This window comes from Curtobacterium sp. MCBA15_008 (assembly GCF_001865065.1).
Lineage (GTDB): Bacteria > Actinomycetota > Actinomycetes > Actinomycetales > Microbacteriaceae > Curtobacterium.
Window position 1 is genome coordinate 54203 of sequence record NZ_MJGN01000010.1, and the last position, 16907, is coordinate 71109.

Annotated in this window: 15 protein-coding genes; 8 read left to right on the plus strand and 7 right to left on the minus strand. The window is 72.3% G+C overall.

From position 1 onward, the window contains the following. Positions 1-48 precede the first annotated feature (48 nt). Together BIU96_RS04590 and BIU96_RS04595 are read right to left on the minus strand one after the other, a co-directional pair. Positions 49-1629, minus strand: coding sequence for a Na+/H+ antiporter (locus BIU96_RS04590; RefSeq protein ID WP_071291545.1), 1581 nt, complete (start codon positions 1627-1629; stop codon positions 49-51). Between the two features lie 188 nt (positions 1630-1817). After that, positions 1818-2627, minus strand: a complete 810-nt coding sequence (locus BIU96_RS04595) for a DUF427 domain-containing protein (RefSeq protein WP_071291436.1) — start codon at positions 2625-2627, stop codon at positions 1818-1820. Between the two features lie 135 nt (positions 2628-2762). Here BIU96_RS04595 and BIU96_RS04600 point away from each other — a divergent pair, with 135 nt between their 5' ends. Genes BIU96_RS04600 through BIU96_RS04630 form a run of 7 tightly spaced genes read left to right on the plus strand, consistent with a single transcriptional unit; the run spans position 2763 to position 11577 of the window. Then, complete coding sequence (locus BIU96_RS04600; protein ID WP_139199807.1) at positions 2763-3836, plus strand: LLM class flavin-dependent oxidoreductase; 1074 nt, start codon at positions 2763-2765, stop codon at positions 3834-3836. Continuing rightward, positions 3833-5185 (plus strand): LLM class flavin-dependent oxidoreductase, encoded by a 1353-nt coding sequence (locus BIU96_RS04605; protein ID WP_071291438.1) that lies wholly within the window; start codon positions 3833-3835, stop codon positions 5183-5185. The genes BIU96_RS04600 and BIU96_RS04605 overlap by 4 nt, the downstream gene beginning before the upstream one ends. Next, positions 5182-6504 (plus strand): NtaA/DmoA family FMN-dependent monooxygenase, encoded by a 1323-nt coding sequence (locus BIU96_RS04610; protein ID WP_071291439.1) that lies wholly within the window; start codon positions 5182-5184, stop codon positions 6502-6504. The genes BIU96_RS04605 and BIU96_RS04610 overlap by 4 nt, the downstream gene beginning before the upstream one ends. A 39-nt stretch (positions 6505-6543) precedes the next feature. Then, positions 6544-8109 (plus strand): ABC transporter substrate-binding protein, encoded by a 1566-nt coding sequence (locus BIU96_RS04615; protein ID WP_071291440.1) that lies wholly within the window; start codon positions 6544-6546, stop codon positions 8107-8109. Next, complete coding sequence (locus BIU96_RS04620; protein ID WP_071291441.1) at positions 8106-9086, plus strand: ABC transporter permease; 981 nt, start codon at positions 8106-8108, stop codon at positions 9084-9086. Before BIU96_RS04615 ends, BIU96_RS04620 begins: the two co-directional genes overlap by 4 nt. Next, a complete protein-coding gene (locus BIU96_RS04625) occupies positions 9083-9973 on the plus strand; it encodes an ABC transporter permease (RefSeq protein WP_071291442.1) in 891 nt (296 codons plus the stop codon). Before BIU96_RS04620 ends, BIU96_RS04625 begins: the two co-directional genes overlap by 4 nt. After that, positions 9970-11577, plus strand: coding sequence for an ABC transporter ATP-binding protein (locus BIU96_RS04630; protein WP_071291443.1), 1608 nt, complete (start codon positions 9970-9972; stop codon positions 11575-11577). The genes BIU96_RS04625 and BIU96_RS04630 overlap by 4 nt, the downstream gene beginning before the upstream one ends. Before the next feature lie 168 nt (positions 11578-11745). On the opposite strand, the gene BIU96_RS04635 is transcribed toward BIU96_RS04630, so the two are convergent. The 5 genes from BIU96_RS04635 to BIU96_RS04655 form a co-directional block, all read right to left on the minus strand. Continuing rightward, positions 11746-13314 (minus strand): UDP-N-acetylglucosamine 1-carboxyvinyltransferase, encoded by a 1569-nt coding sequence (locus tag BIU96_RS04635; protein WP_175477458.1) that lies wholly within the window; start codon positions 13312-13314, stop codon positions 11746-11748. A gap of 119 nt (positions 13315-13433) precedes the next feature. After that, complete coding sequence (locus BIU96_RS04640) at positions 13434-14258, minus strand: anti-sigma factor (protein ID WP_071291444.1); 825 nt, start codon at positions 14256-14258, stop codon at positions 13434-13436. Next, positions 14255-14800 carry an RNA polymerase sigma factor gene (locus tag BIU96_RS04645; protein WP_071291445.1) on the minus strand — a complete coding sequence of 182 codons (546 nt, stop codon included), beginning with the start codon at positions 14798-14800 and terminating at the stop codon, positions 14255-14257. Before BIU96_RS04645 ends, BIU96_RS04640 begins: the two co-directional genes overlap by 4 nt. Positions 14801-14885: 85 nt before the next feature. Then, positions 14886-15524, minus strand: a complete 639-nt coding sequence (locus tag BIU96_RS19340) for a class F sortase (protein ID WP_175477459.1) — start codon at positions 15522-15524, stop codon at positions 14886-14888. Positions 15525-15538: 14 nt separating this feature from the next. Next, complete coding sequence (locus BIU96_RS04655) at positions 15539-16402, minus strand: DUF4397 domain-containing protein (protein ID WP_071291446.1); 864 nt, start codon at positions 16400-16402, stop codon at positions 15539-15541. Between the two features lie 223 nt (positions 16403-16625). Here BIU96_RS04655 and BIU96_RS04660 point away from each other — a divergent pair, with 223 nt between their 5' ends. Continuing rightward, entirely contained in the window at positions 16626-16907 is a 282-nt protein-coding gene (locus BIU96_RS04660; protein ID WP_071291447.1) for a flagellar FlbD family protein, read from the plus strand.

Sequence of the window (16907 nt, forward strand, 5' to 3'; positions counted from 1 at the left end):
ACGGCGCCACGCCCGCGGCCGACGGAGCGGTCACGCGCACGGCACGGCTCAGACCGGCGTCGACCCGTCCAACCGCGCCTCTTCGGCGTCGTACCCCGCGCGCACCTGCCGCAGCACCAGGTCGTCGATCTCGTCGGCGTCCCGCAGCCGCAGCAGCGTGGCGGCCTTGTGCTGGACGAGCGCGAGTTCGAGGGCGACCGCGTTGTCGTGCCGCTGCAGGGCCGGATGGTCGTCGTCGTCCTCCTCGCGGGCCTGGATGACGTCGAGGTGCGCCTCGTAGTCCTTCCGCACCCGCTCGACGGTGGCCCGGTCGGCGCCGGTCGACCGCGCCAGCCGGGGGAGGGCGTCGAGCGCCTCCTGGATCGCGGTCCGTTCGGCGTACCGCCGTTCTTCTCCGACGGACTCGTCCTCGGGCAGCGCGGCGTACCGCAGCACGGCCGGCAGCACGAGCGCCTGGCCGACGATCGTCACCACGACGACGCCGGCGGTGACGAAGACGATCAGGTCGCGGTCTGGGAACGCCGCGCCGGACTCCAGCGTGCGCGGCACGGCGACCGCCATCGCGAGCGACACCGCTCCGCGGAACCCGGCGAATCCGCTCACGAGCCGGTCGCGGTGGCCCTCCCGCGGGGCACCACCGGTCCGCCGGGTGACGACCCAGATCGTGCCCCCGGCGGCGTTCAGGAACGCGAACCGCACGAGCACGAGCGCGACGGCCACCGCGGCGATGATCCCGGTGGCGCGCACGAGTTCGGACGTGTCGAGGGCACGCGCCGCGACCATCGCCTCGATGCCGACGAGCACGAACAGGGACCCGTTCAGCAGGAACGTCAGGAAGGACCAGAACGCGCGGACCTGCTGCCGGGTCTCGGCACGGTCGAGCTTCGGCGCGACCTGGCTCACCACGATCCCGGCGGCGACGACCGCGAGCACCCCGGAGGCGCCGATGGCCTCGGCGGCGAGGAACGCGGCGAACGGCACGAGCAGGGTCACCATGTTCTCGAGCACCACGGTGTCGACCCGACGGAGGACGAGCGTGCCGAGCCACGCCGCCGCGAGCCCGGCCGCGACCCCGCCGAGGTAGGACAGCACGAGCATGCCGGACACGCCCCAGAAGGTGAGTTCCTGCGTGCCGACGGTCACCGCGACGGCGATGCCGTAGACGACGAGCGTGGTGCCGTCGTTGACCAGGCTCTCGGCACGCAACACGGTGACGTTCCGCCGCGGGAGCATCTTGGTGAGCACGCCGACGGCGGTCGCGTCGGTCGGCGCCACCGCGGCACCGAGCACCCAGGCCGGACCCCACGGCAGTCCGAGCAGGTGGAGCAGCACCGCTACCGCACCGGCGGTCACCACGACGAGCAGCGTCCCCATCAGGACGATGCCGCGCAGGTTCTTGCGGATCTCCCGCAGCGACGTCGTCAGGCTCTCCCAGTAGAGCAGCGCCGGCAGGAACAGCAGCAGGACGGCGTCGGCGGGCAGCTGCACGTGCGTGAACTGCGGCACGAGCGCCAGTCCGGCCCCGAACACCAGGAGCAGCACCGGCGGCGCGACCCGGATGCGGTCGGCGATCCCCGCCGTCACCGCGATGGCGAGGCCGAGTACGACCACCAGTTCAGGTCCCAGCACACGCACTCCTCGTTCGACCGACACTCCAGTCAACGCGCCGTGCGCTGTGCGCGCCCACCCGGTCGCGTCCTGCGGACCGGAAAGGGGCCGGAGACGCTCCCGACGGCGGCCTGGAGGCGCGGGGCGGGCCGGCACCGCGCCTCCCGGCCGTCCCCTGGTCGCTCCGGGCCGCGGGGCGGCGCGCCGGGTCAGATCCGCCGATCCGTCAGCGGGAGCTCGGGCGCACCGTCGACCTCGACGGTGACGCGTTCGCCCCAGAACGCGACCAGGTCGCGGACCGCGGCCACCGCCGGGACCGGCGCGGGGTAGGACCACGCGACGTCCTCGACCGACCCGTCCGACCGGCGAACGCCCCAGTAGTCGGTCGCGTGCCCCTTGTACGGGCACTCGCTGACGGTGTCGGTCGCGACGAGCGCGTCGAACCGGACGTCGGCGCGCGGGACGTACCAGCGTGTCGGCAGCCCGGTCTCGTACACCGCGACCGGTGCCGTCGTGTCGGCGAGGACCCGGTCGCCGTCGCGGACGACGACGTGGCGGCTGCTCGGCAACGCGTCCACGCGGTTGTGCGGGTCGCGGGGGTGCGTGATGACGCGTTCGTCCTCCTCGTACCAGGCGTCGAGCACCCCCGGTGTCCAGGTGACGCCGAGGTGCCCGTCGAGACCGTCGTCGTCCCACGCCCACGCGACGTGCGGGACCACGCGGTCCGGCAGCACCAGGTGGTACCAGTGCCGGGCGGGGCGTACCGGGCGCCAGGAGCGGCCGGGCGGGGGAGCGTCGTCGGCGATCCGGAGCAGGTCGGTCCGGACGTCGTCGACGGGGATCCCGTACTCGGGGACCTTGTGGCCGGCCTCCCAGACGAGGATCGGCGCCCGCGTGTCGACGACGGTGACCTCGCCGGCGACGGCGCGCACCCAGCGCGTGCTGGGCTCCCAGGTCAGGTGGTCGGGGAGTGGCGGGTGGCGGCGGCGGAGGGTGGGGGACTCGACGGGGTGTGACACGCCGGTGATCCTGCTCCTCGTCCGCCGATCGCGCCGTTCTTGACGTCCCGTGACGAACTGCTTCGTCGCGTTACACGAGCACTCGTCATCGTCGGTGGAGCGTGTTTGCATCGCTGCACTGACGAGGGAGTGTTCATGACACACGTCGACCGGATCGCCCGCGCGGCAACCGAGCCGCTGCGGATCGCGGTGTTCTCACACGGGACCGAGGCCCCGCCGGCCAGCCGCGCCTACCGCGACGAGCTCGAGCTGTTCGCCGCCGCGGAGGGCCTCGGCTACGACGGTGCCTGGGTCCGGCAGTTCCACCTCCGGCACGACGAGGCCCCGGCCCACGGCGGGCTGCCGTCACCGTTCGTCTTCTTCGCGGCCCTGGCCGAGCGGACGACCACGCTCCGGCTCGGCGTCGGCGCGGTGACCCTGCCGCACGAGGACCCGGTGCGCGTCGCCGAGGACGCCGCCGTGCTCGACGCGTTGAGCGACGGCCGGGTCGAGCTCGGCGTGGCCAACGGCGGGAGTCCGGAGACGCTCGACGTCTTCGCGCCGGCACTCGCCCGGGCCGACCACGACACGCGTCGCTCGGCGTTCGACGAGCAGCTCGCACGACTGCTCGGGGCGCTCCGCGGCGAGACACTCGGCACCGGTGCCGCACGGCTCAACCCGGACGGCAGTGCACTGCTCGACCGCATCTGGGACGCCACGCTCACCGCGGAGAGCGCGGCGATCGCCGCGGCCCGCGGGCACGGTGTGCTCATCGGCACCACGCAGACCGTTCCGGCCGAGGTCACCGCGGCCGCGTACTTCGACGCGCTGCCGGACGGTGCGGCGCCACGGGTCGCACTGTCGACCGCGATCTACCCGGGGCGGGACCGGGACACCGCACTGCGTGAAGCACGCGACGGCATCGAGGCGAAGTACGCCTGGGGGCAGTCCTTCCTGCCGCCCGCGACGACGCTCGCCGAGAAGGCCGCCTCGCTGCAGTTGCACTACGGCACCGCCGAGGACATCGCCGCGTCGATCGCGGCGGCACCGTCGACCCGGTTCGCGACGCAGCTCAACGTGCAGGTCGAGCACGGCTACCCGGACTACGGGCGACGGCGCGACGCGTTGGCGCTGTTCGCCGAGGACGTGGCACCGCTGATCGGGGCGACCGTGGTGTCCGCAGTGTCCGCAGTGTCCGCGGTGTCCGGGCTGTCGGCGGTGTCCGCATGACCCGCGACGGTGGCCTCGTCCTCGGGGGCATGGTCTTCTACCCCGGCGGCGAGCACGTGACGAGCTGGCGGCTCCCCGGCAGCGAACCGGACGCGTACCTCGACGTGGAGTACTACGCCCGGTTCGCGCAGACGCTCGAGCGCGGTGGGTTCGCCACGCTCTTCATCGCCGACGAGCTGTACGTGTGGGACCGGTTCGAGTCCGGCATCGACCACGTCGTGAACATCCGTACCGAACCCTTCACGTTGCTCGGCGCACTGTCGCAGCGGACCGAGCACATCGGGCTCGCCGCGACGGTTTCGACGACCTACAACGAGCCATACCACGTCGCCCGCAAGCTCGCCTCGATCGACCACCTCAGCGAGGGCCGAGCCGCGTGGAACCTCGTCACGAGCGCCTCCGACGAGGAGGCCTGGAACTTCGGTCGCGACGCCAACCTCGACCACGCCGTCCGGTACCGCCGTGGCGCCGAGTTCGTCGACGTCGTGCAGGGCCTCTGGGACAGCTGGGACGACGACGCCTTCCTGTACGACCAGCAGTCCGGGTACTTCGCCAAGCGTGAGGGACTGCACGTCCTCGACCACCGAGGCGAGTTCTTTCGGGTGCGCGGGCCGCTCAACATCGCCCGGCCGCCGCAGGCCCACCCCGTGCTGTTCCAAGCCGGCGCATCCGAGGCCGGACGCGCCCTCGCCGGGGCGAAGGCCGAGGGGGTGTTCACGCTCTGGCAGGACGGCCTCGCCGAGGCGCAGACGCTCTACGCCGACTACAAGCGCCGCGCCGTGGAGCACGGTCGTGACCCGTCGTCGATCCTCGTCCTGCCCGCGGTCTCGCCGGTGATCGGCGACACCGAGGCCGACGCGCTGCGGCAGCTCGACGAGATCGAGGAGCTGACACCGGACCGCGTCTCGCTCGACCTGCTGTCCCACTACTTGCAGACCGACCTGTCCGACCGGCCGCTCGACGCCCCGTTCGAGCACGTCTTCGACGAGACGGCGATCAACCAATCGAAGTCCGTCCACGAGTCGATCCGCCGCATCGCCGCCGAGGCCACGACGTTGCGCGAGGTCTACCGGACGATCCTGCGCCGTCGCTTCCTGCCGGGCACGCCCGAGCAGATCGCCGACCACCTGACCGAGCGGTACGAGCAGGACGCCGCCGACGGCTTCATGCTGGCGTTCTCGTCGATCCCGGTGAGCGTCGACCGGTTCGTCGACCAGGTCGTGCCCGAGCTCGAGCGACGCGGCGTGTACGACCGCGAGTACCGCGGGACGACGCTGCGCGAGCATCTCGGGCTCGACCGACCGACGAGCCGGCTCGCCGACACCGTGGCGACGGAGGTGTCCGCATGAGCGACCGCATCCTGCTCGGCGCCTTCGCCTTCCACCCCGGCGGCGCGCACGTCACGGGCTGGCGGCACCCGTCGTCCCGTCCCGCGGAGCACGTCACCATCGGGCACCACCGGCACATCGCGCAGGCCGCCGAGCGCGGGTTCTTCGACACCCTGTTCCTCGCCGACGGCCTGTACTTCTGGGACCGCTACCCGTCCGGTGTCGACCACTACGGCGCACTGCGGCCGGAGCCGTTCACGCTCCTCGCCGCGCTGTCCCAGGTGACGTCACGGATCGGCCTGGCCGCCACCGTCTCGACGACCTACAACGAGCCGTACCACGTGGCCCGCACGATCGCCTCGCTCGACCACCTCAGCCGGGGGCGTGCGGCGTGGAACCTCGTCACGAGCCGGTACGACGAGGAGGCGCGCAACTTCGGCGGCGACAGCCACATCGACCACGCGCGTCGGTACGAACGCGGGCGTGAGTTCGTCGACGTGGTGAACGGTCTGCTCGACAGCTGGGACGACGATGCCATCCGTGCCGACGCGGCCTCGGGGGTCTTCGCCGACCGTGCCGGCCTGCACCGTCTCGACCACGAGGGCGAGTTCTTCCGGGTGCGCGGGCCGCTCAACATCGCCCGTCCGCCCCAGGGCCACCCGCTGTTGTTCCAGGCCGGCGGCTCGGAGTCCGGACTCGAACTCGCCGCGGACACCGCCGACGCGGTCTTCACCCGCGGGGGATCCGCGAGCGAGGTGCGCCGGTTCGTCGACGACCTCCGCGCCCGAGCGGTCCGGCACGGCCGGGCCGCCGACGCGGTGAAGATCATGCCGTCGGTGATGCCGGTCGTGGGGGAGACCGCTGCCGACGCCCGTGCCGAAGCAGACGCGATCCTGGCCCGCACGCCGGACGCCCTGATCCTCGAGGACGTTTCCCACCAGATCGGGCAGGACCTCTCCGGGCGCGACGTCGACGTGCCGTTCGACTACGCCGAGGAGTTCGACACGTCGAACGAGACGCGATCGCCGAAGCCCGCGGTCGAGCGCCTCATCGCGGACGGCCCCGCCACACCGCGGGACGTCTACTCGTGGTCCTACCGGCGGCAGCTGCTGACCGGCACCGGTCCGCAGATCGCAGACCGGCTCGAGGAACTCAGCGACGACGGCGGTGCGGACGGCTTCATCGTGCAGTTCCCGTACCTGCCCGGCGGCATCGACCGCTTCGTCGACCACGTGGTCCCGGAACTGCAGCGCCGTGGCCGGACCGCGACGACGTACGACGACCTCACCCTGCGCGAACGGTTCGGCCACGCTCGCGTGCCCGACCGCGCGCACCGCTGACCGAAGCCCACCCGCCTCCCTCACCCACAGGAGTCCACCGTGACCGTCGACCTCACGTCGCGACGGCGTCGCCTCAAGCGTCTCGCCCTCGCCGCCACCGCAGCCGCCCTCGCCCTCACACTCGCCGCCTGCTCTTCCGGCGGGACCGCGTCCCCCGCGAAGGGTTCCTCCGACGCCGGCGTCTACACGCTCGGGCTGCAGGAGCCCGACAGCACCATCAACCCGCTTACCACCTCCGACTACAACGCGATGTTCCTCGTCGGGCTCGCATCCGAGGGACTCCTCAGCCAAGACGCGAAGGGCAAGCTCGAGGGCCGGCTCGCCGACTCGTGGAAGGCCTCGTCCGACGGCCGCAGCTGGACCGTGACGCTCCGCGACGGCCTCGAGTTCTCCGACGGCTCCCCGCTGACGAGCAAGGACGTCGTCGCGACGTTCGACTCGATCATCGCTGAGGACAGTCAGTCGCCCGGCAGGTCGAGCTTCGACGGGATCCTGCAGGCGGTCGCCGCCGACGGGGACTCGTCCGTCACCTTCAGTCTCGCGAAGCCGTACGCCGACTTCCCGTACCTGCTCACGGGATCGAACACGACGATCCAACCCGCCGGGTTCTCAGCCGCCACCAACTGGGCGAAGCAGCCCGTCGGCGCCGGCCAGTTCGTCCTCACGAAGTACTCCGCCGGTCAGGGCGTGACCTTCCGGAAGAACCCGAAGTACTGGGACGCGAAGGACGTCGACCTGTCGCAGGTCGACGTGAAGTTCTTCGCCGACGACCAGGCGCAGCTCCTGGCGTTCCAGAGCGGTGAGATCGACCAGATCGCGTCGAGCCCCACGGTCACCTCCACCTTGAAGGGCTCCGACCACAAGGAGACCGAGCCCTACTACAACAAGTTCGACGGCATCTTCCTCGACGTCACGAAGGCGCCCTTCGACGACGCGAAGGTGCGGGAGGCGTTCGCCCTGGCACTCGACCGGAAGGAGATCGTCGCGACGGTCTACGGCGGCGACGCCGCGGTCGGCAACGACACGACGTTCTTCCCCGGCTCGGCGATCCAGCCGAAGGGCCTCGAGCAGCGCGAGCAGGACGTGGCGAAGGTGAAGGACTTGCTCGGCGGGAAGAAGGTCTCCTTCACGATCACCACGCTCGACTCCGAGAAGACGCTCGCGCAGGTCGTGCAGCAGCAGCTCGAGGCGGTCGGCGGCTTCACGGTGACGCTGAAGGTGCTCACGAGCGCCCAGTACTACGCCGACGGCGCCGACACCCCGTGGCTCAACGCCCCGGTGACGATCACCAACTGGGCGCAGCGGCTGCCGGCGCAGTACATCGACCTGATCTACCGCGACGGCGCCGTGTGGAACGCGTCGAAGTACTCGAGCCCGGAACTCGAGGACCTCGCCGACCAGTACGAGTCGACCACGTCGCAGTCGGAGCGACAGGACCTCGCGGACCGGATCGCGACGATCGAGTGGACGGACCTGCCGGTGATCGTGCCCGCCTTCGCGTCGAGCAAGATCGTCCTGCAGCAGCGGGTCACGGGCACGTTCCGGTCCGGCCAGGACTTCCCGGGCGGCTTCGACTTCCGGGGCATCGGGGTCACCGCGTCATGAGCACCGCGCGCCGTCGTCTGCTGGCCCTCGCCGGGCAGCGGGTCGTCCAGATCCCGCTCGTCCTGGTCGTGGTCTCGATCACCACGTTCTGGCTCGTCCAGGTCGTCCCCGGTGACCCGGGTCGGAACGCCCTCGGCCAGTACGCGACGGCGGCGCAGGTGCGCGCCTGGAACGTCGACCACGGCGTCGACGGGTCGCTCGTCACCCGGTACCTGCACTGGATCGGCGGCTTCGTGACGGGGGACTGGGGCACGAGCTTCGTCTTCTCCGAACCGGTCCGCGACCTCGTGCTCGGACGGCTCGGGAACTCGCTCCTGCTCGGCGCCTACGCGTTCGTGATCATGGTGCCGGTCGCGATCGCACTCGGGGCGCTGCAGGCCTACCGGCAGGGCCGGCGCTCCGACCGAGCGATCACGGTGGGGCTCCTCACCGTCTCGGCGGTCCCGGAGTTCGTCGTCGGCATCGTGCTGCTCCTGGTCTTCGCCGTCTGGCTGCGGATCGTGCCGGTGCAGGCGTCGGGCGCGCTCGACGCCGGCTTCGGGGAGCGGCTCCGCGTCCTGACGCTGCCGGCGGTGGTCCTCGCGCTGGCGTACCTCGCCGTCCTCACCCGGATGGTGCGCGCCGGCACGATCGAGACGATCCGGTCGCAGTTCCACCGGACCGCCGTGCTGAAGGGCCTGACGAACGGGCAGATCGTCCGACGGCACGTGATCCGGAACGCCCTCATCCCGACGTTCTCAGTGCTCGGCATCTACCTCGGCACCCTGCTCGGCGGCAGCGTCATCGTCGAGACGCTGTTCTCCTACCCGGGGCTCGGTGCGCTCCTCGTCACCGCGGCCGAGCGGAAGGACGCCCTGCTGTTGGAGAGCGGCGTGATGCTCGCCGGCGCGATGTCGCTCGGCGCGCTCCTGCTCACCGACCTGCTGTTCGTCGTGGTCGACCCCCGCATCCGCTTCGAACGGCGGGCCACCGCATGACCGCCGTCGTCCCCGGTGCCCTGGACACCGACACCCGCCCCGCCCCGGACGCCGTCGGGGCGCGCACCGTCCGCGCCGCTCGTCGCGGTCGGCGCGCGCTCCTCCGACGCCCGACCTTCCTCGTCTCGGTCGCGATCCTGCTGGGGTGGGTTGCCCTCGCGGTCGGCTGGCACGCGTTCGGCCTGCAGCCGTTCGCGAAGACGGGCGGGCTCCTCCAGCCGCCGAGCGGTGCGCACTGGTTCGGCACCGACTCGCTCGGACGCGACGTGTTCGCCCGGGTGGCGGCCGGATCGCGGCCGGCGCTCCTGATCGGTCCGTTCGGGGCCGCCCTCGCCACCGTGCTCGGCGGCACCCTCGGCCTCCTGGCCGGCTACCACCGCGGGTGGGTCGACACCGCGCTCATGCGGTTCTTCGACGTTCTCCTCGCCCTGCCGAGCCTCATCTTCCTGGTCGTGCTCGTCGGGGCATTCGGGGTGTCGACGCCGGCGCTGATCCTCATCGTCGGGGTGTTGTTCGCGCCCGGCATCGCCCGCATCGTCCGTGCGACGGTGCTCGTGGAGATGGGGAAGTCGTACGTGCAGGCGGCCCGGCTGCAGGGGGAGAGCGCGTTCCGGGCGATGCTGACCGAACTCCTGCCGAACGTGGTCGGGGTGTTCGTCATCCAGGCCGTCCTGAGTCTCGGTGCCGCGATCTTCATCACCGCGTCGCTCTCGTTCCTCGGACTCGGATCGCAACCACCTGCCGCCGACTGGGGCCTCGACATCAACGCGAACCGCGCGTACCTGCAGGCCGCCTGGTGGACCGTCGTGTTCCCCGGCGTGGCCGTCGCCTCGATCGTCGTCTCCGCGAACCTCATCGCGGACAACCTCAAGGAGGTCACCGGATGACCGAGCCACTGGTCCGGGTCGAGGGGCTCACCGTCGCGTACCGCGGCGTGCGCGTCGTCGACGGCGTCTCGTTCACGATCGAACCCGGCGGCTCGTACGGCCTCGTCGGCGAGTCCGGCTCCGGCAAGAGCACGGTCGCCGGGACGCTGACGGCGTCACTCGACCCGGACGCCACCGTCTCGGCGACGACGATCACGGTCGACGGATCGGACGTCGTCGCGCTCCGCCGCGAGGCCCTCCGGCGCTTCCGGCGGGACGTCGTCGCGGTCGTGCACCAGGAACCCGGTCTCGCGCTCAACCCGACGATGACGGTGGGACGGCAGGTCGCCGAGGTGCTCCGCGCCCGCGGTTCCGGACGCGCCGACGCCGAGGCCGCCACCGTGCAGGCGTTCACCCGGGTGGGGCTGCCGACACCGGAGACGGTCGGCGTCCGGTACCCGCACGAACTGTCCGGCGGGCAGCAGCAGCGCGTCGCCATCGCGATGGCGCTCGTCGCCCGGCCCCGTCTGCTCGTCCTCGACGAACCGACCACGGGACTCGACAGCACGGTCGAGGCGGGGATCATGGCGCTCATCGACGAGCTCCGGACCGAGCTCGGGTTCGCCACCCTCCTCATCAGCCACAACCTGCCGCTCGTCGCCGCGCACTGCGACCGCGTCGGTGTCCTCCGTCGGGGTGTCCTCGTCGAGGAGGGCTCCGCGACCCGGGTGCTCCTCGCTCCGAGCGATCCGTACACGGTGCAGCTCGTCGAGGCGCTGCCGGACATCACCGCCGGGAAGCCGGCTGCCCGGCCAGCCGCTGACGAAGCCGCCGCTGACGAACCCGCCGCACAGCGAGCCCCGGACGTCCTCGTCACGGTGCGTGGGCTGCGCAAGGAGTACGAGGGTCAGGCCGCCCTGGACGGTGTCGACCTCGACCTGCACCGCGGCGAGGTCCTCGGCGTCGTCGGCGAGTCCGGGTCCGGGAAGACGACGTTCGGCCGCGCCCTCGCAGGGCTCGTCGGGTACGACGGCACGATCGCCGTGGCCGGCGGCGCCGGCCACGGCGTCGGCCGCGACCCCCGGAGGACCCCGCCGGTCCAGGTCGTCTTCCAGAACGCGGACGCCTCCCTCAACCCGCGGCGCACGGTCCGTCAGGTGCTCGGCCGCGCGATCCGCCTGCTCCACGGTGCGGGCTCCGCCGAGGAGCTCGCCGCCCGGGTCGGGCTGGCCGCCGACGTCCTCGACCGCCGGCCCGCGCAGCTCTCCGGCGGGCAGAAGCAACGCGTCGCCATCGCGCGGGCCTTCGCAGGACCGGTCCCGCTCGTGGTCTGCGACGAGCCGACGTCCGCGCTCGACGTGTCGGTCCAGGCGCGGATCCTCGACCTCGTGCTCGACCTGCAGCGCACCACCGGCACGACGTGCGTGTTCATCTCGCACGACCTGGCGGTGGTTCGCCGGGTGGCCGACCGGATCGCGGTGTTCGAGGCCGGCCGCATCGTGGACCTCGCGCCCGCCGAGCGGGTCTTCGACGACGGCACCCACCCGAGGACGCGGGCGCTCGTCGAGGCGGCCTTCGACCTGCGCCGACGGGCCGGGCTGACGGGGAGGGTCGCGACGGCGTGACAGCGGCCTGGAGGCGCGGAGCGGTGCCGCCACGCGCCTCCGAGCCGTCAGCTGGTCACCCGCAACCGCACCCGCCCCCGCAACACGCAACGACGGCGGTTGCGCGCAGCGCTGGAGCACTGCGAGCAACCGCCGAGGTTGCGTTTTGCGGAACGGACAAGCCGGGCCTCAGTCGTGGAAGGTCTCGATGGACGCGCCGAGCGAGTTGAGGCGCTCCTGCAGCTGCTCGTAGCCGCGGGCGATGATGCCCACGTTGCGCAGGACGCTCTCGCCCTTCGCCGCGAGCATCGCGAGCAGGATGACGACCGCGGGCCGGAGGGCCGGCGGGCAGCTGACCTCGGCGCCGGAGAAGTGCGTCGGACCGGTCACGTCGAGCCGGTGCGGGTCGCGGAGCGTGACGCTCGCGCCGAGTCGGGTGAGGTCGAGCAGGTGGATCGCCCGGCCCTCGTAGACCCAGTCGTGCACGAGCGTGGTGCCCTCGGCCATCGCGGCGATGACGACGAAGAACGGCAGGTTGTCGATGTTCAGGCCCGGGAACGGCATCGCGTGGATCTTGTCGATCGGGGCGTGCAGTTCGGACGGGTGCACCGTGATGTCGACCAGGCGGGTGCGACGGTTGGCGGCGGGGTACTCCTCCGACACGTCGAAGCGCAGGCCCATCTCGGCGAGGGTCGCGAGCTCGATCTCGAGGAACTCGATCGGCGCGCGCGTGACCGTGAGCGTCGACGCGGTGACGATGCCCGCGGTCAGCAGGCTCATCGCCTCGACCGGGTCCTCGCTCGGCCAGTAGTCCACGACCTCGTCGATGCGGCTCTTGCCGGTGATGCGGAGGGTGGTCGTGCCGATGCCCTCGATGCGCACCCCGAGCAGCTCGAGGAAGAAGCAGAGGTCCTGCACCATGTAGTTGGGGCTGGCGTTCCGGATGATCGTCTCGCCGTCGCGGGCGGCCGCGGCGAGGATCGCGTTCTCGGTCACGGTGTCGCCGCGCTCGGTGAGGACGACGGACTTCGTCGGGACGGCGGTGTTCGCCACGCCGACCTCGTACCAGCCGGAGGTCGCCTCGACGTCGACGCCGAACGGGCGCAGGGCGATGAGGTGCGGCTCGACCGTGCGCGTGCCGAGGTCGCAGCCGCCGGCGTAGGGCAGACGGAAGGACTCGTACCGGCCGCTCAGCGGGCCGAGGAACATGAGGACGCTGCGGGTGCGTCGGGCGGCGTCGGCGTCGATGGCGTCGAGGCGGAGATCGGCGGGGGCGACGATCTCGAGGGTCTCGCCGTCCTCCGACCAGGTGACGGTCGCGCCGAGGCTGCGGAGCACGTCGATGATGCGGTCGACCTCGACGATCCGCGCGACCCGGTGCAGACGGGTGACGCCGCGGTTGAGGAGCGATGCGCAGAGGAGTGCCACGGCGGCGTTCTTGCTCGAGTTCACGGCGATGGAGCCGCTGAGCTTCCGGCCGCCCTGCACGCGGAGGTGCGCGCGCTGGGGTGCGCCGCCGATCGAGACGATCTGCTGGTCGAGGGCGTCGCTGATGCGGGTGAGCATCTCGAGCGACAGGTTCTGCCCGCCCTGCTCGATGCGGTTGATCGCGCTCTGGCTGGTGCCGACCCGTTCGGCGAGTTGCGCCTGGGTCATGCTGCGTCCCTTGCGGGCGCCACGGATGAGGGCCCCGACCTCGCGGAGGGGCGCCGTCGTCGCGGTGACGGCGGGACTGACGACGGTGGTGGTGTCGGACATGGGCGTCACGCTAACACGCTGGTGAGATAAAGCGGCAGCACGGAACGCCCGGTTCACGCGTTTTCCAGGTTGAATACGTCGTATCTGAGAATTCGGGGGACGCGAGGGGCCCGCGAGGGTCAGGACCGTGACAGGGTCCCGCGCACGATCGAGTCACCGGAGTGCGTCGGGTCGCCGTCGTCCGCCTCGGCCGACACGTCGACGACCGGGAAGGCCGCGGTGTCCATCGCCGCGGGCACCGTGAAGCGGCCGCGGTCGCCGTCGAGGAAACCGACGCTCACCAGGCCCTTGAGGTCGGCGCGCATCATCCAGACCTCGCGGAGCCCTCCGGCGTCCGGTTCGTCGCGGGCACCGCGCAGGTCGACGACGAGGGTGGTCCGGCCGTCGCGGTCGCGTTCGAGTTCGGCGGTTCCGCTGGAGCCCTTCCAGGACGGCAGGGCGTCGAGTTCGGCGCTGGCCAGGACGGTCTCGGAGCCGCCGCGGGGGAGTCCGGGCACCACGCCGGTGACGACGCCGATGCCGACGAGGACCGCCAGGACGCCGACGCCGGCGAGCACGGCGGCGAGGACGCGACGGCGGCTGCGCGGGCGGCGGCTGCGCGGGCTGCGGCGGTGGGGTGCGGTGTCTACGCGCGGCTCCGTCCCCGCCGCCGGACGCTGCGTGTCGACGGTGTCGAAGGTGTCGACCGTGTCGACCGTGTCGACGGTGTCGGCCGGCGCCCGCTCGGCGTCGGCGATCTCCGCCGCGATCCGGTCCCACACCCGCTCCGGCGGCGCGGTCAGTCCGACGTCCGCCGACGACCGGGTCACCGCCGCGACGCGTTGCAGCGCCGCGACCTCGTCTCGGCAGAGCTGGCAGGACGCCAGGTGCTCGGCGACGGCGTTGTCCGCCACCTCGTCGGAGACCGCGAGCATCGCCAGCGTCTCGTCGTCGACGTGCTTCATTCGATCACCTCCAAGCGTGTTCGGAGCCGAGCCAGACTTCGGTGGATGTGACTCTTGACGGTGCCGAGTGGCAGGTCGAGACGTTCGGCGATCTCACGATGGCTGAGGTCGTCGTAGAACGCCAGTCGCATGACGCGTCGCGGGACCTCGCCGAGCCGGTCGAGCTCCCCGGCGACGAGCGCCCGCTCGGCGATGTCGAACGTCGGTTCCGGCGCCGCCGTCGTCTCCTCGACGACGTCCGGGTCGGCCGCGCTGGCGTGTCGGCGGCGCTCGGTCAGGGCATCGGCGATGCAGTTCCGGGTGATGCCGACCAGCCACGCGCCGAGCGGGGCCCGGGACGGGTCGTAGCTGGCGCTCCGCTGCCAGGCCTTCACGAACACCTGCTGGGTGACGTCCTCGGCGGCGCTCGGGTCGGCCAGCGCCCGCAGTGCGAGCGAGTACACGAGCGATGACCACCTGTCGTACACCGCGCGGAGCGCGTGCTCGCTCCCGGCGCTGAACGCGTCGGAGAGTTCGCCGTCGTCCGGGAGGGTGGTCGTCACGTCGTCCTGTCGCTGCTGTGGTCCTCGTCGACCACACGCTGATGGTACGGCTCGGTCCGGCGTGTCGCCCATGGTCCCGGTCTCCTCACGCCGGGTCGGCGGTGATCACGAGGTTGCTCTCGTAGTGGCGGGTGGTCGTGTCGAACGCGCCGCCGCAGGTCACGAGCACCAGCTGACGCGGCCCGTGGTCGCGGAAGACCGAGGCCCAGGGCAGCCCCTGCTTCTCGAGCATGCTGACCGAGGTGATCCGCCACCGCGTCGCGGCGCCCGCAGCATCGGTGAGGGTCACTGTCGTGCCGTCGGGTACGTCCTGCAGGTGGGCGAACGGTCCGGTGCCGTAGCCGACCGCGTCGACGTGCGCCGCGATCACGACGGTGCCCTCGGGGGAGGACGGAGCAGCGCCGAGCCGGTACCAGCCGGCGACGGCCGGGTCCGGCGGCAACGCCATCGCGCCCGCGTCGTCGACACCCTCGGGCCGGACGGGGGCGGTGACCCCGGCCCAGTCCACGTCGATCCGTGTCGGGGCGGGGCGCTGCCGGACGGGCGGGAGCGTCGCCGCGGCCCGGGGCACCGCGGTGGAGAACGCCGACGGTGCCGGGGTCGGTGTCGCCGTCGGGGTGAGCGAGGGGTGCCCGCCGGGGGTGGGGGTCCCGGCCGGCGAGCACCCGGTCAGCACGGCGACGGCCGCCGCGGCGACGACGAGCGTCGTCGCGGCGGACCGCACCGTCCGGGGCGTGTTCAGCGCCCCGAGTCCGCACGCTCGGCGGACGCCGTCAGGTGGCGGCGACGGAGCACGACGGCGCCGACGGCCACCGCTGCGGCGATCGCGGCCGCGGCGATCCCGGCTGCACCACCCGCGAGCGGCGCGGTGTTCGTCGCGACGAGTCCGGCGTTGCCCGCCGGCACGCCGTTCGGGGTGCCACCCAGGCCCTCGATCGTCTGCGTGGCGAGGGCGAGGTTGCCGTCGTCGAGGCTGCCCCACGCGTAGACGACGGTGTCGGTGCCGGCCGTCACCGCGACGTCCGCCGGGCCGATCACCGGGTCGGTGGTGCCGGTCGCCGCGACCGAGGCCGAGACGGTGCCCGCCGGCAGCTCGAGCGCCTGCTCGTCCGGGTTCGCGAGGTTCGTGACTACGGCCTTGCCCCCGGCGAGGACGTCGACGGCCGGTGCGGCGGCGACGTGCCGGACGATCAGGCGGCCCTGACCGGCGGGGACCGCCGAGGTGTCGTTCGTGAACAGCGTGGCGGTCGGGGAGCCGTCCGTCTTGTCGTGGGCAACGGCGGTGTAGTTCGCCCCGCCGTCGAGCGTCACGTCGACCGGTCCGATGATCGGCTTCGACGCGTCCGCGGCGTCGGACGCCGTGATCGCGAGCTGGTGGGCACCGGCCGGAACCATCATCGGGCCGGCGAGCGAGCCGGGCTTGAAGTCGTCGAGGGCGCGCTTGCCGTCGAGGTACACGTCGACGGTGACGGCGGGCACGGCGTGCAGGACGGAGAGCGTCGCGTCGCCGGTGGCGGCGGTCGCAGCGGTCGCGGGCATCACGGCCGCAGCCGCAGCAAGCAGGACGCCGGCACTGAGGCCGGTGGCGAGGGTCTTGCGCATGGTTGGTCTCCTTCTCCCACGACGTCGTCGTCGACGTCGTACCCCCACTACCGGCCGGGGACCCCGATCGGATGCACCCCGACGCGACGGATTCCGGGCGCGGCACGACGTGCGGCCGCTAACGGCACCCGCCCGGCCGCCGATAGTCCTCCGTGCAGGCCCACGGACGGGCCGCATCCCGCCCCACGGACGGCGGCGGGACGATCGAGAACCAGGACGGGCCATGATCGTCGTCACACGACTCAACGGCAGCGGATTCGCTGTCAACCCGGACCTCGTGGAGCGCATCCAGGAGACGCCGGACACGACCCTCATCATGGTCGACGGCGCGAAGTACATCGTGCGCGAGTCCATGGCCGAGGTCATCGACCGGATCGCCGCGTACCGCGCCCGGATCGTCACCATGGCGTACGGCACCGACCTGCCGAACACGCGGAACGCCACCGGACCGCAGCCGACGCTCGCCGCGGTCGCACCGCTCCGCACGCAGGACGGGGGTCGCTGA